This is a genomic window from Leifsonia sp. RAF41 (assembly GCF_052114085.1).
Classification (GTDB): Bacteria; Actinomycetota; Actinomycetes; order Actinomycetales; family Microbacteriaceae; genus Leifsonia.
In genome coordinates, this window is record NZ_JBFREB010000001.1 from 3,506,141 (window position 1) to 3,528,756 (window position 22,616).

28 protein-coding genes are annotated in these 22,616 nt (G+C 68.0%); 10 read left to right on the plus strand and 18 right to left on the minus strand.

Annotated features, from left to right (window positions below):
• Nucleotides 1–5 precede the first annotated feature (5 nt).
• Genes AB4Y74_RS17060 through AB4Y74_RS17080 form a run of 5 tightly spaced genes read right to left on the minus strand, consistent with a single transcriptional unit; the run spans nucleotide 6 to nucleotide 4,579 of the window.
• Nucleotides 6–1,220, minus strand: a complete 1,215-nt coding sequence (locus AB4Y74_RS17060) for a sensor histidine kinase (RefSeq protein WP_441800243.1) — start codon at nucleotides 1,218–1,220, stop codon at nucleotides 6–8.
• The gene (locus AB4Y74_RS17065; protein ID WP_441800244.1) at nucleotides 1,217–1,885 is read right to left on the minus strand and encodes a response regulator transcription factor; all 669 of its coding nucleotides are present in this window, start codon (nucleotides 1,883–1,885) and stop codon (nucleotides 1,217–1,219) included. The genes AB4Y74_RS17060 and AB4Y74_RS17065 overlap by 4 nt, the downstream gene beginning before the upstream one ends.
• 50 nt (nucleotides 1,886–1,935) lie before the next feature.
• Entirely contained in the window at nucleotides 1,936–2,685 is a 750-nt protein-coding gene (locus tag AB4Y74_RS17070) for an FAD:protein FMN transferase (RefSeq protein ID WP_441800245.1), read from the minus strand.
• Nucleotides 2,682–3,203, minus strand: coding sequence for an FMN-binding protein (locus AB4Y74_RS17075; protein WP_441800246.1), 522 nt, complete (start codon nucleotides 3,201–3,203; stop codon nucleotides 2,682–2,684). The genes AB4Y74_RS17070 and AB4Y74_RS17075 overlap by 4 nt, the downstream gene beginning before the upstream one ends.
• Nucleotides 3,200–4,579, minus strand: coding sequence for a ferredoxin reductase family protein (locus AB4Y74_RS17080; RefSeq protein ID WP_441800475.1), 1,380 nt, complete (start codon nucleotides 4,577–4,579; stop codon nucleotides 3,200–3,202). Before AB4Y74_RS17080 ends, AB4Y74_RS17075 begins: the two co-directional genes overlap by 4 nt.
• Nucleotides 4,580–4,710: 131 nt before the next feature.
• On the opposite strand from AB4Y74_RS17080, the gene AB4Y74_RS17085 reads away from it, so the two are divergent.
• From AB4Y74_RS17085 to AB4Y74_RS17095, 3 genes are all read left to right on the plus strand, one after another.
• Nucleotides 4,711–5,394, plus strand: coding sequence for a hypothetical protein (locus AB4Y74_RS17085; RefSeq protein ID WP_441800247.1), 684 nt, complete (start codon nucleotides 4,711–4,713; stop codon nucleotides 5,392–5,394).
• A gap of 63 nt (nucleotides 5,395–5,457) precedes the next feature.
• Complete coding sequence (locus AB4Y74_RS17090; protein WP_441800248.1) at nucleotides 5,458–6,219, plus strand: EAL domain-containing protein; 762 nt, start codon at nucleotides 5,458–5,460, stop codon at nucleotides 6,217–6,219.
• Between the two features lie 53 nt (nucleotides 6,220–6,272).
• Nucleotides 6,273–7,589, plus strand: coding sequence for a diguanylate cyclase domain-containing protein (locus tag AB4Y74_RS17095; RefSeq protein WP_441800249.1), 1,317 nt, complete (start codon nucleotides 6,273–6,275; stop codon nucleotides 7,587–7,589).
• Between the two features lie 5 nt (nucleotides 7,590–7,594).
• Here the strand turns inward: AB4Y74_RS17095 and AB4Y74_RS17100 are convergent, their stop codons facing one another.
• Genes AB4Y74_RS17100 through AB4Y74_RS17110 form a run of 3 tightly spaced genes read right to left on the minus strand, consistent with a single transcriptional unit; the run spans nucleotide 7,595 to nucleotide 9,350 of the window.
• Nucleotides 7,595–8,164 carry a DUF3618 domain-containing protein gene (locus AB4Y74_RS17100; RefSeq protein ID WP_441800250.1) on the minus strand — a complete coding sequence of 190 codons (570 nt, stop codon included), beginning with the start codon at nucleotides 8,162–8,164 and terminating at the stop codon, nucleotides 7,595–7,597.
• Nucleotides 8,161–8,577, minus strand: coding sequence for a phage holin family protein (locus AB4Y74_RS17105; RefSeq protein WP_441800251.1), 417 nt, complete (start codon nucleotides 8,575–8,577; stop codon nucleotides 8,161–8,163). The genes AB4Y74_RS17100 and AB4Y74_RS17105 overlap by 4 nt, the downstream gene beginning before the upstream one ends.
• A complete protein-coding gene (locus AB4Y74_RS17110; RefSeq protein WP_441800252.1) occupies nucleotides 8,574–9,350 on the minus strand; it encodes a hypothetical protein in 777 nt (258 codons plus the stop codon). The genes AB4Y74_RS17105 and AB4Y74_RS17110 overlap by 4 nt, the downstream gene beginning before the upstream one ends.
• Nucleotides 9,351–9,508: 158 nt before the next feature.
• On the opposite strand from AB4Y74_RS17110, the gene AB4Y74_RS17115 reads away from it, so the two are divergent.
• Entirely contained in the window at nucleotides 9,509–10,441 is a 933-nt protein-coding gene (locus AB4Y74_RS17115) for a hypothetical protein (protein WP_441800253.1), read from the plus strand.
• On the opposite strand, the gene AB4Y74_RS17120 is transcribed toward AB4Y74_RS17115, so the two are convergent.
• From AB4Y74_RS17120 to AB4Y74_RS17145, 6 genes are all read right to left on the minus strand, one after another.
• Nucleotides 10,442–11,005 (minus strand): dihydrofolate reductase family protein, encoded by a 564-nt coding sequence (locus AB4Y74_RS17120; RefSeq protein WP_441800254.1) that lies wholly within the window; start codon nucleotides 11,003–11,005, stop codon nucleotides 10,442–10,444.
• Between the two features lie 46 nt (nucleotides 11,006–11,051).
• On the minus strand, nucleotides 11,052–11,309 hold the full coding sequence (locus AB4Y74_RS17125; protein WP_441800255.1) for a hypothetical protein: 258 nt from the start codon (nucleotides 11,307–11,309) through the stop codon (nucleotides 11,052–11,054).
• A gap of 147 nt (nucleotides 11,310–11,456) precedes the next feature.
• Nucleotides 11,457–11,855: a MerR family transcriptional regulator gene (locus AB4Y74_RS17130; protein ID WP_441800256.1), complete on the minus strand. Its 399-nt coding sequence runs from the start codon at nucleotides 11,853–11,855 to the stop codon at nucleotides 11,457–11,459.
• A 103-nt stretch (nucleotides 11,856–11,958) separates the two neighbouring features.
• The gene (locus AB4Y74_RS17135) at nucleotides 11,959–12,396 is read right to left on the minus strand and encodes a MarR family winged helix-turn-helix transcriptional regulator (RefSeq protein WP_441800257.1); all 438 of its coding nucleotides are present in this window, start codon (nucleotides 12,394–12,396) and stop codon (nucleotides 11,959–11,961) included.
• Nucleotides 12,397–12,418: 22 nt separating this feature from the next.
• Nucleotides 12,419–12,661: a DUF6458 family protein gene (locus tag AB4Y74_RS17140; RefSeq protein ID WP_441800258.1), complete on the minus strand. Its 243-nt coding sequence runs from the start codon at nucleotides 12,659–12,661 to the stop codon at nucleotides 12,419–12,421.
• Between the two features lie 95 nt (nucleotides 12,662–12,756).
• Complete coding sequence (locus tag AB4Y74_RS17145; RefSeq protein WP_441800259.1) at nucleotides 12,757–13,572, minus strand: shikimate 5-dehydrogenase; 816 nt, start codon at nucleotides 13,570–13,572, stop codon at nucleotides 12,757–12,759.
• Between the two features lie 375 nt (nucleotides 13,573–13,947).
• Here AB4Y74_RS17145 and AB4Y74_RS17150 point away from each other — a divergent pair, with 375 nt between their 5' ends.
• The 6 genes from AB4Y74_RS17150 (at nucleotide 13,948) to AB4Y74_RS17175 (ending at nucleotide 20,354) form a co-directional block, all read left to right on the plus strand.
• Entirely contained in the window at nucleotides 13,948–14,457 is a 510-nt protein-coding gene (locus AB4Y74_RS17150) for a hypothetical protein (protein WP_441800260.1), read from the plus strand.
• An 86-nt stretch (nucleotides 14,458–14,543) separates the two neighbouring features.
• Nucleotides 14,544–14,951, plus strand: coding sequence for a GNAT family N-acetyltransferase (locus AB4Y74_RS17155; protein WP_441800261.1), 408 nt, complete (start codon nucleotides 14,544–14,546; stop codon nucleotides 14,949–14,951).
• Between the two features lie 75 nt (nucleotides 14,952–15,026).
• Nucleotides 15,027–16,217 carry an ROK family transcriptional regulator gene (locus AB4Y74_RS17160; protein ID WP_441800262.1) on the plus strand — a complete coding sequence of 397 codons (1,191 nt, stop codon included), beginning with the start codon at nucleotides 15,027–15,029 and terminating at the stop codon, nucleotides 16,215–16,217.
• Nucleotides 16,218–16,313: 96 nt separating this feature from the next.
• Nucleotides 16,314–17,861 (plus strand): multiple monosaccharide ABC transporter ATP-binding protein, encoded by a 1,548-nt coding sequence (mmsA, locus tag AB4Y74_RS17165; RefSeq protein ID WP_441800263.1) that lies wholly within the window; start codon nucleotides 16,314–16,316, stop codon nucleotides 17,859–17,861.
• A gap of 2 nt (nucleotides 17,862–17,863) precedes the next feature.
• Nucleotides 17,864–19,207 (plus strand): multiple monosaccharide ABC transporter permease, encoded by a 1,344-nt coding sequence (gene mmsB, locus AB4Y74_RS17170; RefSeq protein ID WP_441800264.1) that lies wholly within the window; start codon nucleotides 17,864–17,866, stop codon nucleotides 19,205–19,207.
• 55 nt (nucleotides 19,208–19,262) lie between these two features.
• Nucleotides 19,263–20,354 carry a substrate-binding domain-containing protein gene (locus tag AB4Y74_RS17175; RefSeq protein WP_441800265.1) on the plus strand — a complete coding sequence of 364 codons (1,092 nt, stop codon included), beginning with the start codon at nucleotides 19,263–19,265 and terminating at the stop codon, nucleotides 20,352–20,354.
• Nucleotides 20,355–20,546: 192 nt separating this feature from the next.
• Here the strand turns inward: AB4Y74_RS17175 and AB4Y74_RS17180 are convergent, their stop codons facing one another.
• The 4 genes from AB4Y74_RS17180 to AB4Y74_RS17195 are packed head-to-tail and all read right to left on the minus strand — an operon-like array spanning nucleotide 20,547 to nucleotide 22,581.
• Nucleotides 20,547–20,918: a hypothetical protein gene (locus tag AB4Y74_RS17180; protein ID WP_441800266.1), complete on the minus strand. Its 372-nt coding sequence runs from the start codon at nucleotides 20,916–20,918 to the stop codon at nucleotides 20,547–20,549.
• 43 nt (nucleotides 20,919–20,961) lie between these two features.
• Nucleotides 20,962–21,267, minus strand: coding sequence for an AzlD domain-containing protein (locus AB4Y74_RS17185; protein ID WP_441800267.1), 306 nt, complete (start codon nucleotides 21,265–21,267; stop codon nucleotides 20,962–20,964).
• Nucleotides 21,264–22,004: an AzlC family ABC transporter permease gene (locus tag AB4Y74_RS17190; RefSeq protein ID WP_441800268.1), complete on the minus strand. Its 741-nt coding sequence runs from the start codon at nucleotides 22,002–22,004 to the stop codon at nucleotides 21,264–21,266. The genes AB4Y74_RS17185 and AB4Y74_RS17190 overlap by 4 nt, the downstream gene beginning before the upstream one ends.
• A gap of 31 nt (nucleotides 22,005–22,035) precedes the next feature.
• Nucleotides 22,036–22,581 carry a TetR/AcrR family transcriptional regulator gene (locus AB4Y74_RS17195; RefSeq protein WP_441800269.1) on the minus strand — a complete coding sequence of 182 codons (546 nt, stop codon included), beginning with the start codon at nucleotides 22,579–22,581 and terminating at the stop codon, nucleotides 22,036–22,038.
• Nucleotides 22,582–22,616 lie beyond the last annotated feature (35 nt).

Genomic DNA, 22,616 nt, shown 5'->3' on the forward strand with positions numbered 1-22,616 from the left:
CGGGCTCACTCCCGCCGCGGCAGTCGCACGGTGACCACGGCGCCTCCCTCGGGGCGGTTGGCCGCATCCACACGGCCGCGGTGACGGCCCACCACCTCGGCCACCAGCGCGAGACCGAGACCGTAGTGCCGCACCCGGTCGTCGCCGGGCTGCGCATCCCGGGCGGTGGCGAAGCGCTCGAATGCCCGGGAGTCGACTCCCGCAGAGAAGCCGGGCCCGTCGTCCTCCACGGTCACCGTGACCTGGTCTCGGGAGGCGGTCACCGTCAGGCGCACCCGGGTCCGGGCGTGGTCGAGAGCGTTGTCGACCAGGGCGACGATCATCCGCCGCAGGGAGACCGGAGCGCCGGTGACCACAGCATCGGACGCGGCGTCGACGTCGATCCGCAGCCCGCGATCCTCCGCTCGACCTTCCGCCGAGCGGGCGACCGCGCCGGCCAGCTCACCGAGGTCGACGCCTTCGCTCTCGGCGGTCTGACGGGGGTCGGCCACGGTGAGGAGGTCTTGCACGATCTCGGTCAGTGCGCGACTGTCGTCGACGATCTCATCGAGACCGGAGCGGACCTCATCGTCCGACACCGCTCCGGGCCGCGTCGCGACATGGCGGCGCAACAGCTGAGCGCGGGTGCTGAGTAGGGTCAACGGCGTGCGCAGCTCGTGTCCCGCGTCGGCGACGAATCTGCGTTGCAGGGCGAGCGCATCCGCGAGCGGCCGGATGGACCGTCGAGCGAGCACCAGGCCGATCCCGGCCGCGGCGAGGGACGCGATGAGCCCGGACACGACCAGGGCGATGACCAGCCGGCTCAGCTCCTCCTGTTGTTCCTGCAACCCGTAGGCGACCTGAACGATCTTGCCGTGCCGAACGTCCGTCACCGTGAGGTAGCGCTGGCCGTCCGCGTCCACGGTCCCGGACACCGAGCGGCCGTTCGCCTCGACCATCTTCAGAGCGCCCTCGTCGGGGAGCCCTTCCGGCATGTTCGGGGACTCCTCTCGGCCCTGCGGGTCGACGACGGTGACCAGGAGGTTGCGAGGCGCATCGTGCACAGAATCCACCATGGAGGCGTCGGCGAGCGTGCGCTGGGCCGCCTCCGTCTGCCCGGCCGCGACCACGGTGTACACGACCACGCCGAGCGCGAGGAACAGGCCGAGAATGATGAGGGCGAACTGGGCGGCCAGCCGCAGAGACGCGGCGCGTAACTCGCGCTCGTCGGCGTGAGTCATGAGAGCGCCCCCAGCCGGTAGCCCACGCCGCGGACCGTCTCGATGAGGGTCCGACCGAACTTGCGGCGCAAGTGATGCACGTACGTGTCGACCACCCCGGGGTCGTCCGCAGCCGCGAAGACCTCCTCGAGGAGGAGCGAGCGCGAAAAGACTTGAGCGGGCCTGCGGGCGAGCAGCTCCAGGAGGGCGGACTCCCGTTCCGAGAGGACCGTCTTGCTGCCGTCGTCGAGCGTCACGGTTCGGCTGTCGGTGTCGAGGCGACCGCCCGGGAAACGGACGGTCGGGACCACGGAGGCGGCTCGCCGGGTGAGTGCCCGCACCCGAGCGACCAGTTCGTCGATGTCGAACGGTTTCGCCAGGTAGTCCTCGGCGCCGGCGTTGAGGCCGTCGACCCGGTCGGGGGCGGTACCCAGCGCCGACAGCACGAGGATGGGCGTGGTCACGCCGTTCTCACGGAGCCGACGCAGTACGTCCAGCCCGTCAACGGCGGGCAGGCCGCGGTCCAGGACCGCGACATCGAAAGCCCCGGTGAGCCCCAGGTGGAGCGCGCGCTGACCGTCGCGGGCCAGCTCTACCGAGAAGCCCTCCGACCGGAGGAGCGATTCGAGCATGCCCGCGAGCCGACTGTCGTCTTCGGCGATCAGCACGCGCAGCTTTTCGCTCACATGCGCAGTATAGGAGTCCGGACGCGGGCCGTCCGGGGGTGGCAATGCGGTCATCCCGCGGACGCCGGCTGGGCGAACGCGAGCTGCCCTGACCTGAGGACGCGGCCGGATGCGTCCATCGCGAGTACCCCGCGGGCTCCGCACTCCAAGGCCCAGGGGATGCCGTCCGGCCCCATCGCGAAGACGGCGGTCGCCAGCACGTCCGCCGTGGTCAGGTCAGCTGCCACGACTGTCGCGCTGAGGAGCGACCGGGGGACCGACCCGTCGCGGCCATCGACGATGTGGTGACCGCGCTCATACGCGCCGGAGGTCGCGACGCCCGCATCGGTGACAGCGAGGACGGCCAGCATGTCCGTCGGGCGGTGGGGTGAGCGGATGCCGACGCTCCAGGGCCGACCCTCGCCGGGGCCGCCCGAGACCGCGACGTCTCCGCCGGCGTTGAGACAGAAATCGCGCAGGCCGGCTGAACGCAACTCGTGGGCCGCGCGCGCCGCGGCCCAGCCCTTCACGACGCCGTCAAGATCCCAGGTGCCGTCCGGGCGGCGGATGCGGAAGGCGCCTCCGGACGCCCGCGCAGCGGCCTCGCCGATCGCAACCACCTCACGGAAGTCGGTGCTGTGCTCAACGCGGTCGCCTGACGCGTTCGACCGGCTCACCTCGCTGTCGGGACGGTAGGCGCTGAAACGCCGGTCGGCATCCCGCAGGACCACGAACGCACGCTCGGCGGCGGGCGCCGCATCCACGTCGCCCCGGATGTCGATCGACATCGGGATGCCCATCACCGTCTCGAGAAACCTCATCGCTGGTCGATCGCGGACTGCACGGACTGGATGTACCCCTCCGAGGTGTAGGTCGCCCCGGACACGGTGTCGATGCTCGCCGACTGGGAGGACAGGACCTCCTGCTGGAGGATCGGCAGGGCCTGGTTGTTGATCTCGATGTCGCGACCGTCGCGATCCGGCGACTGGACGGTGTCGACCGCGGTGATCGTGGTGCCCGAGAAGGTGACCTTCACCTGAACGACCCCGTAGCGGGTGTCGATGGCCGAACCCGTGATGACGGTCGTTGCCGATGGCGCGGGAGCAGCGGCGGACGCGGAGGCGGACGGCGAGGGCGTCGCCGAGGTGGTCGAGCCACCGGTCGACGAGCCCGTGCCCGCAGTGGAGCCGGTGGAGCCAGTGGAGGTGGACGACTGGGTCGCAACCGGCGCGGCGGAGACGTCGCCTCCGATCCCGTACAGCTTCAAGCCCACCGTCGCGCCCATGGTGACGAGGATGACGGTGAAGAGGACGGTTCCCCGCCAGGATCTGCTGTTCATGACATGCTCAGTTCTTCTCGGTGGATGAAACGCTTGGGCATCCGCAGGGCGCGGAGCGATGCTTCGACGCGCTCGCCCATCCCTTCCGGCCCGCAGATGAACGCCTCCCAGTCGTGCAGGTCCGGGATGAGGTGGCGGAGGGGTTCGACGTCGAGCGGGTCATAGCCGAGCTGACTGCGACGGCCGACCAGCGGGATGACCGTCACCCCCGGCATGTTCTGGAGTTCGCCCATCAGCGCGAGGTGCTGGGTGGAACGTGCCCGGTAGAGCACCACCGGACGGGCGCCGCGGTACACGAGTTCCTCGGCGAGTGCGCGGATCGGTCCGATGCCTGCGCCCCCGGCGATGAGAAGGGTGCGCGCACGGCTCGCGCGGTCGGCGGTGAAGCGGCCGAACGGTCCCTCCACGAAGACCAGCGACCCCGGTCGGAGGTTCGGTAGCCGGCTCGAGTGGTCACCGAGGGCCCCGACCGTGATCCGCAGGTACCCGTTCGCGGGTACGGCGGACACCGAGTAGGGGTGGGCGGTGCCGAGATGGCCCCAGCTGACGAAGCGGAAGAGCAGGAAGTTGCCCGCCTTCACTCCGAGCTGCTCGACCCGGGGACCGGTCAGCCAGACGCTGTTCACACCTTCGCCTTCGGGGATCACCGTCACGACCCGCATGCGGCCGCGCCACGCGTCGAGCCCGGGCAGGATGACCCGCCAGGTCAGCACCGCGGCCGCCGTTCCGAGGTACAGGGCGATCCAGATCACCCGGTTCCACGGGTCGGAGACGAAGTGTGCGCCGCCGCTCAGCTGGTGGAGGAACGTCAAGAAGATCGACACGTAGGTGGTCACGTGGAGCCAATACCAGACCTCGTAGGAGAGCTTGGCGCGGATCAGCCGGGCGCTGCTGAGACCCACCACGAGGAAGGCGATGGTGCCGACCAGGGCGGTGAGCATGTCCGGGTATGACTGCAGGATCGACACGAACTCGGTCCAGGGTGGGTTCTTGTCGGCGAGTTCGCCTCCGAAGACGAGGAACAGGACGTGCGCCACAATGAGGAAGAGGACGGACGCGCCGAGCGAGCGATGCCAGGAGACCAGCCTGTCCAGGCCGACGGCGTTCTCGAACCAGGGCACCCGGGCGATCAGCAGTACCTGAGCGCAGACGAGGTAGCCCCCGACCATCCCGCTCAGCTCACCGATCGACGTCAGCGCGTTCGCGGGCGTCGCCGCGAACCCGGCGGGGACGGTCAGCCACCACATCCCGAGCACGATGACGGTTCCGATCACGAGAGCCGCCCGCACCGCCCGGGATCCGGAGCGCGGGTGCGCGGTGCGGGTGCGCGTCCGGGCCCGGCGTGCCGGCGCCGTCATGCTCAAGGTCTCGTCCATGTCATCCACGATGCCGCCACATTCTTTGTGGATTCTTACGTGGGCTGGGAGCCGCCTATGCGGATCGTATGGGTTGCTCTTCACGGCCCGGCACTCGACTGCGATGCTGGGGGCGTCGAAGGGAGACGGCAATGGACGACAACGCGTTCTTCGAGCGATCGATTCTCGCCGCGGCCGCGGGGCCGCAGGACGAGGATGCGGTACGACAACTGCGCGAGCTGTTCTCGCCGGCCGAGTTCGCCGCCTGGGAGGCCTTCCGGGCAGGGGTGCTCGCCGTGATCGTCGCCGTCGAGCATGACGACGAGGGCGACCGGTACATCGCCGAGTGGGGCGAGTTCGGCATCCAAGGCACATCTCCGCTCTCGTACGAGGCGGCGATCGACGATCTGGTGCCGCACGTGCGGGCGTGGGCGACGGAACTGCGGGACGCCGCACCGCGCCTCGGAACGACGGCCGAACTGGCCGGCCTGGTGACCGCAGTGGATGCGCTGAGCGACGACGAGCTGCGCACCGCCCTCCTCGTCCGTGTCTCGTTCGACCGGGGCGGCCTCACCTTCGGCCTGGTCGAGTTCGTGGAGGAGGACGGCACCACGACCCAGCGGGCGGTACCGTTCGCCGACGGACGACCTCCTTCCGAGATCGACCTGCCGGTCGACGGCCGGATGAAGACCTATCAGTCGAGCACCCGCGGTGACCGGGTCGCGTTCTCGCCGGTCGGCTCCGGCCCGAGTATCGGGGACACGCTGCGGCAGGAGGACCCGACCGGCGACGTCGACGCCGAATTCCCGCGTACCGACTTCCGGCCCGACGACTAGCACCCCGTTGACAGACGGCGTACGCCCGGGGAGTATCGCGGAGACGGTGAAGAGGAGGTGCGGGTGGCGACGACTGACCTGGATGCGCGGGAGCTCTCCCGCGCGATCGCAGCGAATGAGCTTCAGGTGTACGTCCAACCGCAGATCGATTTGGCGACCGCAGAGGTCGTCGCCGTGGAAGGTCTGTCCCGATGGACGCACCCGACCCGCGGCCCGATCCCTCCCGCCGAGTTCATCGCTCTCGCCGAGTCGAGCGGCCTCATCCACGAGTTGGGTCTCTTCGCCCTGCGGGAGTGCTGTCGCATCGGGCGCGACTGGCGCGAGCGCGGGTATGACCTCGCGGTCGCGGTCAACGTGTCACCGCTGCAGCTCGAGACGGACCTCTTCTTCGACGAATTGGAGCGGCAGCTGGCCGAGTCCGGACTTCCACCGGCCGATCTCATCGTCGAAGTGACCGAGGCCGAGCGGATCGCCGACTACGGTGTGGTCGCCGGACGGCTGGACGTCATCCAGCAGTGGGGCGTGACGGTCTCCATCGACGACTTCGGCTCGGGACACTCCTCGATCGAACGGGCAGCCGCCGTCCATGCCCGGGAGCTGAAGATCGACCGCAGTCTCATCGCAGCCGGCGACTGGCAAGGCGTCGACGCGGCGGTCGCGCTCGCCAAAGCAGGCGGCATGCGGGTGGTCGCGGAGGGAATCGAGACGCGCGAGCAGTTGGAGCGCGTGCGGACGGCCGGATGCGACCGAGCGCAGGGCTACTACATCGCCAGGCCGAGTCGCAACGAAGATTTCGAAGACTGGTTACGTTCGTTCGTACGCTAAATTCAAGGTGTCAGCCCCGCCCGGAGGGCGGCCCAGCACGAAGGAGACGAGCGGTGCGCCCCAGCGAAGCGGACGACCTGCCCTGCGCCCTCGTAGAGCTGGATGCGGACGGCCGGATCGTGGACGCGAACAGCCTGTTCGCAGAGTGGACGGGCCTCACGCTGACGGAGTTGGTCGGCCGACCCTTCGCCTCGCTGCGCCAGCGCATCCCCGCGATCGGCGGCCGCTCGGACGGACTTGTTCGCCTGGCGAACATCGACGGCACCGCGCGGGCCGTCATCGTCGACTCCCGCGAGATCGACGGCGGGCAGCGTCTCGCGCTCGTCGATGCGACCGAGCGCGCCCAGCACGAGCAGGAGCTCATGCGGTCGCAGGCGCTTCAAGAACGTACCCGCAACCGCCTCCAGCTCATCATCGACTCGTCGATCGCGTTCTCGGGCGCGACGACGGAGCAGGAGCTGGTCGACATCCTGGCGACCACTGTCGCGCAGGCCTACCAGGCCGAGCAGGCGGGTGTCTTCCTGATCGACGAGTTGGGTGCGTTCACCCAGGCTTCCGGCACCAACCCGCTGCGGTCCGTCCCTGAGACGGATCCGCTGGTCTCCCGAGCCGCCAGCCTCCGGCAGGTGCTCACGATCAGCGGGACGGCCGCCGCCGACGCGGTCACGCCGGCCCTCGGTCACGCCATGCGCGACTCCGGGGTGGATGCGGTGCTGGTGGCGCCCATCCAGCACGACGATGTGCTCTACGGGATCTTCGTCGCGTTCTTCCTCCACCCGCGCCAGTTCGACTCCGAGGCCGCACCGCTCGCCGACGCGCTCGCCGGGCAGGCCGCGCAGGCGATCACCACGCTGCGTCTCCAGCGCAAGCTGGAGCACGCGGCCATGCACGACGAGACCACCGGTCTGCCGAACCGCCGCCGGCTGGAAACCCAGTTGCTGGAGTACGGCCTCGCGAGCTCCGCGCTGGTGGCTACCCTCTTCATCGACCTCGACGGCTTCAAGCGCGTCAACGACAGCCTGGGTCACCATGTCGGCGACCTGCTGCTGCGTGAAGTCGGGGAGCGTCTGCAGGTCGCGGTTCGCGCCGACGATTTCGTCGCCCGCTACGGCGGCGACGAGTTCGTCGTGGTGTGCGAGGTACCGGAGGTGGAGGCGGCACAGGAGGTCGCGGACCGCATTCGACGGTCCATCGAGCAGCCTTTCCAGGACCTGCCCGAGGGCTTCCCGATCAGTGCGAGCATCGGGATGTCGCTCGCCCGCACCCAGGATCCGGGGTGGAACCCCGACCGGCTCATCCGCGAAGCCGACCACGCCATGTACTCGGCGAAGAACGCCGGCGGTAATCGCGTGGTCGGCTCTGCGGCTTAGTCCGCTTACTGCAAGCGCTGTCCCGATTCCTTGACGTCGTCGGCGACATCGCTCGCGCGGTCGGTGGCCTCCTCCGTGACGGTGGATACCCCCTCCTGCGCGGTCTCCTTGACGGACTGCACGGCCTCCTGGGCCGGCTCCTTCAGGTTGCTGGCGATCTGCTTGCCGGCGTCTGCGGCCTCCCGCAGAAGGGGCTGCGCAGCATCCTTGGCGGACTCCGCGAGCTCCTTCTCCTTGTTGCTGGCCGGGATGAGGCTGGCAGCGAGAGCGCCGACGCCGAAGGCGATGAGGCCCACCGCGAGCGGGTTGCCCTGCGCCTTGTTCACCACGGTTCGGCCGGCGTCTGAGACGGCCGAGCCGGCATTCGAGACGGCGCCACCGGCAGAGCTGGAGATGTCGTCGGCGGATCCCATGACCCGCTCGCTGATGGAATGGAAGGCGCCCTTCACCTTGCGCGCCTGGCGGTCGGCGATCTTGCCGGGCGTGACCTTGTCGGCCAGTGCGTCCACGTCACCGCTCAGGTTGCGGCGCGTGGCCTCGATGTCGGCGCGGATCGCGTCGGGGTCGTCGCTCATCGGTTCTCCTCGTTTCGCTTCAGTGTGTCGGGGAATTCTTTGACCGTCTCCACGGTCTGGGGTGCACCCTTGACGGTCTCGAGTTGCTTGCGACCGCGGAGGTACAGGATCAATGCGACGACGCCCCAGATGATGGCGACGATCACCGCAGACCAGGCGTTGCCCACCAGGTAGCCGAGCGCCCACCACAGGGCGATCGACAGGAAGAACACGGCCATGAGGCCCGCGTAACCCGCGCCACCCAGCAGGCCGGCGCCCTTTCCGGCGCGCGTGACGGTCTGCTTGATCTCGGCCTTGGCGAGTTCCATCTCCTGGCGGATCAGGGTGGAGAGGTCACGACTGACCTCCCCGAGCAGCTCGCCGAGCGAATTGTTCGCGGCGCGCTCCTCCGACGGGGTGGGCTGATCGGTCATGCCCGGCCTCCGGTGTAGCCCGCTCCGGGGAGCTCGGGTAGGTCGTTGACGTCGTCGCCGTACGGGTCGTCGACGACGGCCGCTCCGGTGTAGCTCCGCGTCTCGGGGATGCGGCCGGCTCCGGTCAGGCCGGTGGTGTTCGTGCCTGTGCTGCCCGAGTCGCTGCCCGAGTCGTCCCCGCCGCTGGCTAGGGCGCGGGTCAGGCGACCGGCGAGTGCGCCGGCGATGGCTGCGGCGGCGATGAACGTACCGGGGTTGCGCCGGGCGTACGACTTCACCTCGTTGAGCAGAGAACCCGGGTCGCGCTGGTCGAGCCAGCCCGCGATCGAGTGGGTTCGCTGGGCTGCCTGGCGGACCAGATCGGTGGCGAGGCCGTTCTGCTCCGACGAGGACGCCATCTGGTCGAGTTCGTCGCCGACCGAGTGGAGGCCGCTGGCCACGCGCTCCTGCTGCTGGGCAGCCTGGTCGCGCAACTCGCGCTGGGTCTGGTGGTACAGGTCCTTGGCTTGAGACGTGGCTTCACCGGCCACGTTCTTGGCCTGCTCCTTGGCGGTGCCTGCCACGGCCTTGCCGGCGTCGGCGGCCGATCCGGCGACGCGGCCTGCTTCGTCCTTGACGCCGCCTTGGCCGCTTCCGCCCACCGGGGTGCCGACGGTGCCAACGGTGGTGCTGTCCGGCTGTACGGTCTCAGGCAGGCCGGCTTCCGGGTCGAACGCGTCGCGCCTGCTGTCGAAGATCGGTGTGTCCGCGGACTGGTCGTCTGACATGGTCATGACTGACGTTTCCTTTCGATGGATGTGTCCGGTTGGGATGTGCTGCCCACTGAAGACACGTCGGGGAGGCGGGTCGAGCGATTGACACGACCCTCTCGCAGGGGGTATCCCTGCGTGCAGGTGTGCCATGACGGCGGCCCTGGGCTACCGTGTCGCGCATGGATGTCGTCGACTGGCTTCTCGATTCCGACCCCGCGATCCGCTGGCAGGTTCTGGCCGATCTGAAGGATGCGCCTCCGGAGCAGATCGCGTTAGAGCGGGCCCGGATTCCGCGCGAGGGCTGGGGAGCGACCATCCTGGCCGAGCAGGCGAATGACGGCCTCTGGGACGGCGGAACGTACCGGCCCGGCTGGATCCCGCCCGAGCGAGACGGCTTCGATGCGTGGAGCGCAACGCACTTCAGCCTGCAGCAACTCGTCGACTTCGGGCTGGACCCGGAGTGCCCCGAAGCTCAGGAGGCGATCCGTCGGGTCCGCGAAAATGTTCGCTGGGAGCACGCCGGCGAACCGTACTTCGACGGCGAGACCGAGCCGTGCATCAACGGTGTGGTCCTGACGATCGCCGCGTACTTCGGTCAGGGCGGCGACACGATCGCCGAGACCCTGGTCGATTCTCGGCTGGGGGACGGCGGATGGAACTGCTGGGCGGAGTTCGGAGCGCGAGTGTCCTCCTTCCATTCGACGATCTGCGCGGTGGAGGGCCTGCGCGCGTGGCAACGGGCGGGAGGCGCGGATCCCCGGGTGGACGAGGTGGCGGCCGCGGGGGAGGAGTATTTGCTCGATCGCGGGCTCTTCCGTCGCCGATCGGATGGATCGGTCGCCGACCCGCGGATGGCCATGCTCTCGTACCCGGTGCGCTGGTACCACGACATCCTTCGCGGCCTGGAGCACTTCCGGGTGCAGGACAAGCGCGATCCCCGGCTCGGCGAGGCCATCGAGCTGGTGCGCGGCAAGGCGGACGAGGACGGCCGCTGGGTGCTCGAGAACCTGCACGAGGGTTCCGTGATCGTGGAGTTCGAGATGGAGGGATTCCCGAGCCAGTGGATCACCCTGCGGGCGTTGCGGGTGCTCCGCTGGTGGGACTCCGCCTGATCAGTCGGCGCGCAGGACCGCGTAGCGGAGCGCGACGGTGCCGTTGGCGAACCGGCGCTCGTCCAGCAGATCGAGGTGCAGCCGCTGGCCGGCGGGGAGCGCCGGGGTGCCACCGCCGACGGAGACGGGCACCGCGATCAGGCGCACCTCGTCCACGAGACCTGCGGCGAACGCTGCCGCCGCCAGCGTCGGGCCGCCGATCCCGACATCCCGATCGCTGGCTTCGATGAGGCTGCGCACCTCCGCAGCGTCGAATGCGGGCTGGATGCGTGTCTGCGGCGTCGTCGCCGCCGTCAGCGTCGATGAGTACACGACCTTGTCCGCGGCCCGCCAGATGGCTGCGTAGTCGGCGGTCACGGGGTGGTCGTCGGCGCCGGGCAAGTCCTGCCAGACGCGCATCGTCTCGTACATGCGGCGTCCGTAGAGATAGGTGCCGATCCCGCGTTCGAGGTCGTTGACGAAGGCGTGCACCTCGGAATCCGGCGCGGCCCAGTCGAACGAACCGGAAGCATCGACGGTGTAGCCGTCGATCGAGGTGATCGCCGCGAAGATGAGTCGTCCCATGCCGGGACTCTAGGACCCGTGCGGGCGGACGGCCAGTGGCCGGTGGTCACCCCACCTGCGGGACCAGAGCCTTCAGGGCCCGCAGTTCGTCGTCGAAGACGAGCGGCACGGCGAGGTTCAGCACCAGTCCGATCCCGACCGTCAGCAGCGCAAGACCGGCCGCGACCACGACAAGCGTCACCGCCAGCTGCAGGTAGGCGTTCCCGGTGACGGCGGCGAGCAACCCCCGCGCTCGCCGCCGTGCCGGTACCGATGGCGTTCGGAGCGTTGGTGCGGTTCGCAGTCCGTGGCCCAGCGTCGTCATCGGTCTCCCCCTTCGCGTCGAAGCCGCGAGCCGAGTGCTCGAGCCGACAGGAACGAGTCAACCGTTCCGGGAACGCGCGGGCATCGCCCGGAGGTCGGGGGAGGGTCATCCCTCGGGATGATCCGGCGGGATGATCCGGGCGGGATGTCAGGACGCGGAAACGGTGCACCCGCACGCGTGCATGGGCTCGGGGATGCGGTGCTCCGCCCCGCTGAGGCGCCGGGCCAGCAGGGTGCGCCGGGCCTCCAGCTGCGCGATGGCCGCATCCAGCTCCGCCAGGCCGTCCCGATAGGCGTCGCGCGAGGCGGGGCACTCGTCGCTGTGCGCGTGGCCGGAACCGAGACAGTCGATGAACGGTCGCGCCTTGCCCGGCGGGATTCCGGTCGCCGCCAGCTCTCGGATCTCGCGCACGACGCGCAGGTGATCGTCGCCGTACTCTCGGTAGCCGTTGCCCAGCCGTGCGGGCGAGACCAGCCCGAGCCGCTCGTAGTAGCGCACGGCCTTCACCGTCACCCCGGCCTGTTCGGCCAGTTCGCTGATGCGCATGTCGTCCTCCGCCGTCAGCGTAGACCCTGACCCGCGGGTCAGGGTCAACGTCGCACGAACGGAGGTTGCGGAACTCCTCCGCACCGACGGATCAGCAGAGGGGTCAGCCGGAGCGGACGGCCGCGCCGATGATGGCGAGCAGACTCTCGCGGAGGTTCGTGAGCTCAGCCACCGGTAGCCCGAGCCGCTCGACGATGCGCGGCGGGATCTTCTCCGCCTCGGCGCGCAGCGCACGGCCGCTCTCGGTCAGCCGCACCTCAAGCGCCCGCTCGTCGGCGAGGCTCCGACGGCGTTGGATATAGCCGGTCGCCTCCAGCCGCTTGAGGAGGGGCGACAGGGTGGCAGGCTCGAGGGCGAGCGCATCGCTGAGGTTCTTCACCGAGCGCGGTTCCTGCTCCCACAAGGCGAGCATCACCAGGTACTGCGGATGCGTCAGCGAGAGCGGCTCCAGCACCGGACGATAGAGGGCGATGACGCTGCGGGCGGCGACGGCGAGACCGAAGCACACCTGGTTCTCGAGCGCGAGGACGTCGTCTGACACCCGGCAATTGTAGGCGGGCGACTCAGTACTCATCGGTCCTGCGCTCGACCCTCTCGCCGGTGGCCGGGTCGACGATCTCCCGGCGGATGGTGGTCCGCGGGCGGCGGCGCAATGCGAAGGTCAGCGAGATCACGAACACGACCAGGCCAGCGCCCATCAGGATGTATCCGGTCGTCTTCAGGTCGATCCAACTCACCTGCACCTGCAGCGCGAAGGCGAGGATGAGCCCCACGACGAAGATGAAGATGCCGCTTCCGATGCCCATTGCCGCCACGCTCCCTCACGTCCGTGGGCTCAAGCTACTCCCCGAGCGGGGTCGTGCGCATCACCGTGCTCCGCCACTCGACCAGCCCTCGAGCGTCACTCCGCGCGAGAGAACTCCGAGGCCTGCGCGACCTGCTCGGGCGTCAGCACGACTCCGGTGTAGCGCTCGAACTGGCGGGCGGCCTGCAGCGCGATGACCTCGGCGCCCGTGATGACGGCCGTGCCGGATGCTCGCGCGGCGACGATCAGCGGGGTCTCGGACGGGAAGGCGACGACGTCGAAGACGGTGGAGGCGCGCTCGATGACGGTTTCGCCGAACGCGAGGACGGACTCGGAGTCGCCGCGCATCCCGAGCGGGGTGACGTTGACGATCACGTCGAAGTCCGGCTCCGGTTCTTCGGCGACCCACTGGTAGTCGTAGCGTTCGGCCAGCGCGGGACCTGCGTCCGCGTTGCGCGCCAGCACCGTGAGGTCGTCGAATCCGGCGCCGCGGAACGCGGCGACCACGGCCTTCGCCATCCCGCCGGAACCGCGCAGCAGCACACGCTGAGCCGGGTCGACCTCGTGCTCGGCGAGCAGCTGGGCCACTGCCTCGTAGTCCGTGTTGGATGCCGTGAGCAGGCCGTCCTCGTTGACGACCGTGTTGACCGACTCGATCGCGACGGCGGACGCTTCGAGGTTGTCGACCAGGGGGATGATCGCCTCCTTGAACGGCATCGACACCGAGCATCCGCGGATGCCGAGCGCCCGGATGCCGCGTACGGCGCCCTCGAGGTCGTCCGTGGTGAATGCCTTGTAGACGAAATTCAGGCCGAGCTCGTCGTACAGGAAGTTGTGGAAGCGGGTGCCGATGTTGCTGGGACGACCGGCCAGCGAGATGCAGACCTGCATGTCCTTGTTCAGGATGGGCATGGTCCCATCATCCCAGCCGAACCTCGTCCGTGAGGGGCGGTTGCCTCTCGGGCCGTCAGGACGGCCTACCTGGAAATTCGTGGGAGATCAGAGAGGTTGAAACGACCCTTCAGGTAGGGTTGACGCATGGCAACCGTGGACGACGTCCAAACTGAGGCGCCTATTCCCTTAGTTACGTGGCAGACAGTGGTCCGAGCGAACGATCCGACCTCTGATCCCACACGCGCGAGATATCGCACCATGAAGGGTCGTGGCCGAGCGACGGAGGGGGTTCGCGTCCAGCGGCGGGAGGATGGGCGAGCACGTGGAACGGACACAGTTCACAGCGTCTTAGGAGTTATCGCCGCGTACGCCCGAAGGGCAGATTTCGGTGAGTTGGCGGACGCGCTGCTCGCTGAAGCTACCGAGCTGGAGCTGCAGTATGGCGAGGCTGTTCGCTCGTCCGACTGGACTGATCGCGATACGACGGGGGCGGTTTATCAAGAGCTGACTCGGGCGACGTTGCGGGCGCTTCGAACTCACGAAGCCGCATGGAGTTCAATCCTGGTCTATGCCACTGTGAAGTCGGCAACCTCGCGGATAGCGCGCGTGGAAGAATCCACACCGGAGGGCGAAACTGCGGAAATGGATCTGCCGCGCTCATTGCTCGACTATTGGTCTCTAGGGCAAGGAGACGGGCTCTGGCTGTTCTGCCAGATACGGGAGTCCAGTGCGTTCTTCGAAGTGCTCCCTACTGCACAGAGCCAGGTTGATCACCTTGAGCGACAAGCCTTCCTGCGTTCGCTGAGCCCGGAGCGGACGGAAAGGGAAAAGCAGCGTCTGCGAAGGCTTGCCTCGACTGAAGCCGTCGGGCGCCGTGCAGTTCGGAAGCCTGTTCAAGTGTGAACCTATCCTGGCGCTTGGCCCGACGAGCTGATCGGACGCTCCTTCAATCGTTCACCTGCACTGTCCACAGACAGCGCGACTGGCGTGTGCCGCACCCTTTCCCATGGGAACATGACGTTCAGCGATGGATACGCGATCAGAAGCCACCGCTCGGTGCGACTCGGACTCTCGACCTTGGATTTGACGGCGGTGAGTTGCGGGCGGTCGCGGCCGTTGAGCACCTTGGCGAGGAATTTGTCCACATACTGGTCGTCGCCCGCGCGGTGGAGATACGCGGTGCTCACCTCGGCTCGCACATAGTGGAGCACGCGTTAGATCTGGCTGCATCTGCTGTTCCGCCTGAGTTTGAGCATGTGATCGTCAGCGCGAACATTCATCGGCGGAATGCTGCTAGCCAGCTTTGCTTCGAACGCATTGGGTTCACTCGAGACGTATTCCTGGTGGATCCGAACTTTGAGCAGTGGCTGATCCGACTGGACCTCGAAACCTCTTAGGGGTCACCCGATCGCGGGGTGGACGATTGCGTTCACAGCTTGACTCCAACACGTTGATCATTCACTCTTGACGTCATGACCGCCACTCAGGGGCTGATCCCTCGTGGCGCACGCAATCCCGGGTCGCAGGGCGCACTGAGGCATCTGAACCAGGAGCGACTCGTCGAGTTCCTCCTTGCCAACGGACCGTCCACCCAGGCTGAGCTGGCGCGCGGGACCGGCCTGTCCACCGCCACCGTGTCCAACATCGTCCGCGACATGGCGACCAAGGGTGTCGTCGCGACCAGTCCCGTGACGTCCAGTGGGCGGCGCGCTCTCCTGGTCCAGCTCACCGATACCGGCGACATCGCCGTGGGGGTCGACTTCGGCCGGCGACACGTCCGCATCGTGCTGACGACCCTCGGCTACGACGTCCTCGCGGAGGAGCAGGTCGCCCTCGAACCCGGCTACGACGTGCTGGGGGCGGTGGGGGAGGCGTCCACCCTGCTCGACCGGATGCTGGTGGAAGGGGGCCACGACCGGGAGTCCGTGCTCGCCGTCGGAGTCGGCATCCCGGGCCCCATCGACCGCCGGACCGGCACCGTGCTGCAGGGCGCCATCCTTCCGGAATGGGTCGGGATCACCCGGCGCGAGCTGGAGGACGTGTTCGGGTTCCCGGTCGTCGTGGACAACGACGCGAACTTGGGGGCGCTCGCCGAGGTGACCTGGGGCGCCAACCGGGGGGAGCGCAATCTCATCTTCGTCAAGATCGGCACCGGGATCGGCGCGGGCCTGATCCTGAACGGCCAGCCGTACTACGGGTTCCTCGGCATCACGGGGGAACTCGGTCACACTCCCGTCGCCGAGCACGGCGTGATCTGCCGGTGCGGCAACCGCGGCTGCCTCGAGACCGTCGCCTCCACGAGCGTCATGCTGGAGTCGCTCGGGCGGGGAGCCGGCCGCGCCGCATCCACCGCCGACATCCTGCGGCGGGGACTCGCGCAGGACCCGGCGGTGCTGCGTGTCGTCAGCGATGCCGGCACGGCGATCGGCCAGGCGATCGGAAACATCGCCAACGTGATCAACCCCGAGCTCGTCCTGATCGGCGGTCCGCTCGTCGGGCTGGGGGATGCTCTCCTCGACCCGATCCGGCGCGGAATCCAGCACAATGCGTTGCCGATCATCGCCGGAACCACCACAGTGCGGGTCTCATCCCTCGGCGACCGCGCAGAGTCGCTCGGTGCGGCGGCGATCGTCATCAAGGGCGCGCTCGCCGGCAACGACTGACTGTTATCGCATCGTTGTCTTCACTATTTGACGACAACCCAGAAGATAGCGTTTACTACTTAGGCACATACATTCCCGAGCCCGCAAGGAGCGACGATGCCGTCGAACGCAGTCATCCTCGAGATGCGCGCGATCACCAAGGAGTTCCCTGGGGTCAAAGCGCTGGAGGATGTCTCCCTCACCGTGCACGCTAACGAGATCCACGCGATCTGCGGCGAGAACGGTGCGGGGAAGTCCACCCTCATGAAGGTTCTCTCCGGCGTCTACCCGTACGGCACGTACTCCGGCGACATCGTCTACCAGGGCGACGTGATGCGCTTCAAGGACATCAAGTCGAGCGAGCAGCAGGGCATCGTGATCATCCACCAGGAGCTCGCGCTGATCCCCGAGCTGTCGATCACCGAGAACATCTTCCTCGGCAACGAGCCGGGGCGGTTCGGAGTCATCGACTGGAACGAGGCGAAGACCCGAGCGGTCGAACTCCTCGCCCGGGTCGGCCTGGACGACGACCCCGACACGCAGATCAAGAACATCGGCGTCGGCAAGCAGCAGCTGGTCGAGATCGCCAAGGCGCTCAACAAGCAGGTGAAGCTGCTCATCCTCGATGAGCCCACCGCCGCGCTGAACGAGGCCGAGTCGGCGCACCTCCTCGACCTCATCGTCGGGCTGAAGGGCCGGGGCGTCAGCTCGATCATGATCAGCCACAAGCTCAACGAGATCGAGCAGATCGCCGACCAGATCACCATCATCCGCGACGGCCACACGATCGAGACGCTCGACGTCCAGGCCGACGGCGTCGACGAGGACCGCATCATCCGCGGCATGGTCGGCCGCACGCTCGGGAGCCGCTTCCCGGAGCGCACCCCCGACATCGGAGAGAAGTTCTTCGAAGTGCGCGACTGGGTCGTGCAGCACCCGCAGGTGCCGGACCGTCTTGTCGTCAAGAACTCCAGCTTCTACGTCCGCCGCGGCGAGATCGTCGGTTTCGCCGGCCTCATGGGCGCCGGCCGCACGGAGCTCGCCATGAGCGTCTTCGGCCACTCCTACGGCAACTGGGTCTCCGGTGAGATCTACAAGGACGGCAAGGAGATCCAGGTCCGCAACGTCTCCGAGGCCATCGACAACGGTATGGCCTACGTGAGCGAGGACCGCAAGGTGCTCGGGCTGAACCTCCTCGACGACATCAAGCAGTCCGTCGTCGCCGCCAAGCTGTCGAAGATCGCCAAGCGCGGTGTCGTGGATGACCTCCAGGAGTACGCGGTCGCCGACGAGTACCGCAAGCTGCTCCGCATCCGGACGCCCGACGTCGACCGCGGAGTCTCGACGCTCTCCGGCGGCAACCAGCAGAAGGTCGTCCTGGCCAAGTGGATGTTCACCGACCCGGACGTCCTCATCCTCGACGAGCCGACGCGCGGTATCGACGTCGGCGCCAAGTTCGAGATCTACGGAATCATCCAGCAGCTCGCCGCGCAGGGGAAGGGCGTCATCGTCATCTCCTCCGAGCTTCCGGAGCTGCTCGGCATCTCCGACCGCATCTACACGATCTTCGAGGGTCAGATCACCGACGAGCTTCCCATCGCGGAGGCGACCCCCGAGACTCTCCTGAAAAGCATGACGTCCGCCAAGAAGAGGATTGCCCGATAGCCATGACCACACAGATTCCCGAGAAGAAGAAGTCCGGCGGTCTCCGCGACCTCGGCAAGATGTTCGGTGGTGGCCAGTCCACCGGTCGGCAGTTCGGCATCCTCGGCGCCCTCGTCGTCATCATCCTGCTGTTCGAGGTGCTCACCGGCGGCACCACGCTCGAGCCGGTCAACCTCATCAACCTGGTCAATCAGAACGTCTACGTCCTGATCCTGGCCATCGGCATGGTGATGGTCATCATCGCGGGCCACATCGACCTGTCGGTCGGATCGGTGGCCGCCCTGGTCGGCATCATCGTCGCGAAGTCGATGACCGACTGGAACGTGCCGTGGCCGCTCGCAATCGTCCTCGGCCTGGTCGTCGGTGTGCTGATCGGCGCGTGGCAGGGCTGGTGGGTCGCCTACGTCGGCGTCCCCGCGTTCATCGTCACCCTGGCCGGCATGCTCATCTTCCGCGGCCTGAACCAGCTGATCGGCAGCGCGAACACGATCCCCGTCCCCGACGGCTTCACCTTCATCGGTGGCGGCTTCCTGCCGGAGTGGGGGCCGAACACCGGCTTCAACAACTCCACCCTGCTGCTCGGCATCCTCATCGCCGTCGTGATCGCGCTGGCCGAGGTCCGCACCCGCCGCAAGCAGACGAAGATGGGCTCCGAGAAGGCTCCGCTGTGGGTCAGCGTGTTCAAGGTCATCATCCTCGACGCCGTCGTCATCTACGCTGCGGTGCTGTTCGGAAGCGGCCGCGTCGGCACCTCGTTCCCCGTCGCCGGTGTGATCCTCGGCGTGCTGATCATCCTGTACTCGTTCATCACCCGCAGCACCATCTTCGGTCGCCACATCTACGCGGTCGGCGGCAACTGGCACGCCGCGGAGCTCTCGGGCGTCAAGATCAAGCGCATCAACTTCTTCGTCATGATGAACATGTCGGTCCTCGCGGCCCTTGCGGGCATGATCGCGGTCGCCCGCTCGGTGTCGTCCGGCCCGCAGGACGGCCTCGGCTGGGAGCTCGACGCGATCGCGGCCGTGTTCATCGGTGGCGCCGCGGTCTCGGGCGGTATCGGAACCGTGGCCGGCTCCATCATCGGTGGTCTGGTCATCGCGGTCCTGAACAACGGCCTCCAGCTGCTCGGTGTCACCAGTGACAAGGTCCAGATCATCAAGGGCCTCGTGCTGCTGATCGCGGTCGGTGTGGACGTCTACTCCAAGCGTCGCGGAGGCCCGTCGTTGATCGGCAGGATGTTCAACCGCGACAAGACGCAGCAGGCCGACGCCGCCGGCGCCGACCAGCCCGCAGTGGTACCGACCGGCGACTCCGCCGAGGACAGCTCCCGCTCGCTGACCTCCTGAATACCTGAGCTTCACCTTCCCCTGCACCAATCACACACAGAGAAAGAGAAACGCAATGCGCAAAATCGCACTCGCGACAGTGGCTGTCGCAGCTGCCGCCGCGCTCGCCCTGACCGGCTGCTCGTCGAGCCGCTCCGGTTCGGACAGCAGCTCCGCGTCCGGCTTCGCCAAGGACTCCACCATCGGTGTCGCCCTTCCGACTAAGACGTCGGAGAACTGGGTTCTCGCCGGTGGCCTGTTCACCGACGGTCTCAAGGAGGCCGGCTTCAAGGGCGACGTCCAGTACGCCGGTGGTTCGGGTGTCTCCGACCAGCAGTCGCAGATCCAGTCGATGATCACCAACGGCGCCAAGGTCGTCATCATCGGCGCCGTCGACGGTGGCCAGCTCGCCGCGCAGGCCAAGGCCGCGCACGACGCCGGCGCGACCGTCATCGCGTACGACCGCCTCATCCTGAACACGAACGACGTGGACTACTACGTCGCGTACGACAACGAGAAGGTCGGCGAGCTGCAGGGTCAGGCCCTCCTCGACGGCATGAAGGCCAAGTTCCCGGACAAGAAGAACTTCAACATCGAGCTCTTCTCCGGTTCGCCGGACGACGCCAACTCGGCTGTGTTCTTCAACGGTGCGATGAAGGTCCTCCAGCCGAAGATCGACGACGGCACCCTGAAGGTCGTCTCGGGCCAGACCGACATCAAGCAGACCTCGACCCAGGGCTGGCTGCCGGCGAACGCGCAGACCCGCATGGACAACCTGCTCGCCAAGAACTACGCCTCGGCGGAGCTCGACGGCGTCCTGTCGCCGAACGACACCCTGGCCCGCGCCATCATCACCTCGGTGAAGGGTGCTGGCAAGCCGGTCCCGACCGTCACCGGTCAGGACTCGGAGGCCGAGTCGGTCAAGTCCATCATGGCGGGCGAGCAGTACTCGACCATCAACAAGGACACCCGCAACCTCGTCAAGCAGGCCATCGACATGGTCAAGGACCTGCAGGCGGGCAAGAAGCCGGCCACGAACGACGACAAGTCGTACGACAACGGCAAGAAGGTCGTCCCGGCCTTCCTGCTGAAGCCGGTCATCGTCACCAAGGAGAACGCGGCCGAGGCGTACGCCAACGACCCGACCCTGGAGCCGCTGACCAAGTAACTCCCGTTCGCACCCTCGTGTGAACACGAAAGGGGCCGGAGCGCTGAGCGCTCCGGCCCCTTTCCCGATCCGTCCCCCGACGGGATCGGTTCCCCCTGGCCGAGACAGCATCAGGTTAGGTCCGGCACGACATTCGCGGCATCCGGGCCAGCACGGATATGCCGATCGGTGCAGACTCCGTGGAGCCGTCCGTCAGACGGAAACGGGCGCGTCGCGACGAAGTGCGGCGCGGTAGAAGCGCACCATCTCTGCCGCCGACGGGCGCTGAGCAGCCATCGTCGCCGCGTCGGTCCGCCGGGCCGCCAGATGGTGACGCCATGACTCCGCGGCGCAGCGGTGGTCCCAGGCAGCGGCAGCGGCCGCCTCCAGCGTTCGGCACCATCCGATGAGCTCGCGCCCCTCCGACGTCGGCGCCCAGGTGACGGCGCGGAACCACACGTCCGGCCGATTCGGGTCCCCGAACGCGAACCGGCGGATCACGCCGTACGGCGCTCCGAGCGAACCCTGGCGCAGCAGCCACTCCGAGGGCTGCGCGTTCGCCACGGGGTGCCAGGATGCGCTCACAGCGTCACGGTATGTGCGGCCGCCGACACCCGCTCGGCGGTGGCTACGTGAGCAAGCGGATGAGTGCGGCGACCACGGCCGCGGCCGGCACCACGATGATGAACGGGACCCGCAGCGCGTAGAGTCCCGCCGCGATCGCGACCGCTGGAAGGCGCGCGTCGAGCTGGAGCGACTGACCGGCGCCGAGGGTCTGCACGCAGATCAGCGCAGCGAGCAGCGCCGCGGTCAGGAGGTCGCTGACGCGGGCCACGGTGGGATGGTCGAGTGCCTTCGGCGGGACCATCCAGCCGATCGCCTTGAGAGCGAGCACCGCGATCGATCCGAGGAGGATGACGTGCCAGGTGGTCACGGTTCCACCTCCCGCTCCATGGGGATCGCTTCGGGATGCGGCGGATCGTCGCGACGACCGAACACGTTGAGCACCCCCATCACGACGGCGACGACGGCGGCCGCCAGCACGGGGAGGCCGGGCATCAGGAACGGTGTGAGGAGGGTCGCGACGAAAGCACCGGCGACCGCGACCGCCTGGGTCTGTCGTGCCTTGAGCCGGGGCCAGAGCAGGCCGAGGAAGGCGGCGGCCGCTGCCGCGTCGAGCCCGTAGGCCTTCACGTCTCCGATCAGGTTGCCGAGCAGCGCTCCGGCGAGGGTCATCAGGTTCCAGCCGATGTACACGACCAGCCCGGTCACCCAGAAGCCGATGCGCTGCGCCCTCGGCTCCTTCTGCGCGATGGCGACGGCGGTGGATTCGTCGATGGTGAGCTGCACGGCACCCGCGCGCCTCCAGAACCCGGGGCCGATGACCCGCGAGAGCCGCAGTGCGTAGAAGGAGTTGCGCACGCCCAGCAGCGCGGCGCTCGCGATGGCGGTGCCGCCAGCCGCGACCCCTCCCGACGCGAGCACGCCGATCAGGGCGAATTGGGACCCACCGCTGAACATGACGAGGCTGAGGACGCACGCTTGCCAGACGTCGAGTCCCGAGGCGGTCGCGAGCGCGCCGAAGGAGATTCCGTACAGTGCCGTCGCGATGCCGACGGCCCAGCCGGAGCGGGCCGCGGCGCGTTCCTCGCTGGTCGGTTCCTGGCGCATCGCCTCCCGACCTTACCGCCTGGTGAGAGCGTTAGTTGAACAGCCGGTCGACCAGGTGCTCGGCGGTGGTGTCCTCCAGCGTCCAGGGCAGGAAGATCACGCGGTAGATGACGGGCGCGATGACGACGTCGAGGATGTCGTCGGCGGTGACCGCGGTGTCGGGGTAGCGCCCGAGCAGCATGTTGGCCTCGATGCGGCGGTTGCGCAGGCAGTACGACTGCTGCTCGCCGGCAGCCGAGGCACCGCCGCGCAGGAGCGCTGCATTGACCGGGTTTCGGTAGTGGTCGACGATTTCGCGCGTCCAGGCGGTGAGGTCGCTGCGCAGGTCGCCGTTCTCGGGCAGCGGGCGCTCGGGGTCGAGCTGGTACGTCGCGATGTCGTTGATGAGCGTGGGGAGGTCGCCCCAGCGTCGGTAGATGCTGGTCGGATTGACGCCGGCGCGCTCGGCGATCATCGGGACGGTGACCCTGTCCTGACCTTTTTCTTCGACGAGTTCTTCGACGGCGGTCCGCACGTTGTGGATGACCGCCGCGCTGCGGCCGCCCGTGCGCTTGGACGGTGTGGTCGTGGTATCCATAGGAATAGCTTAAAGCAAATCTTGTTGCTTTTTAA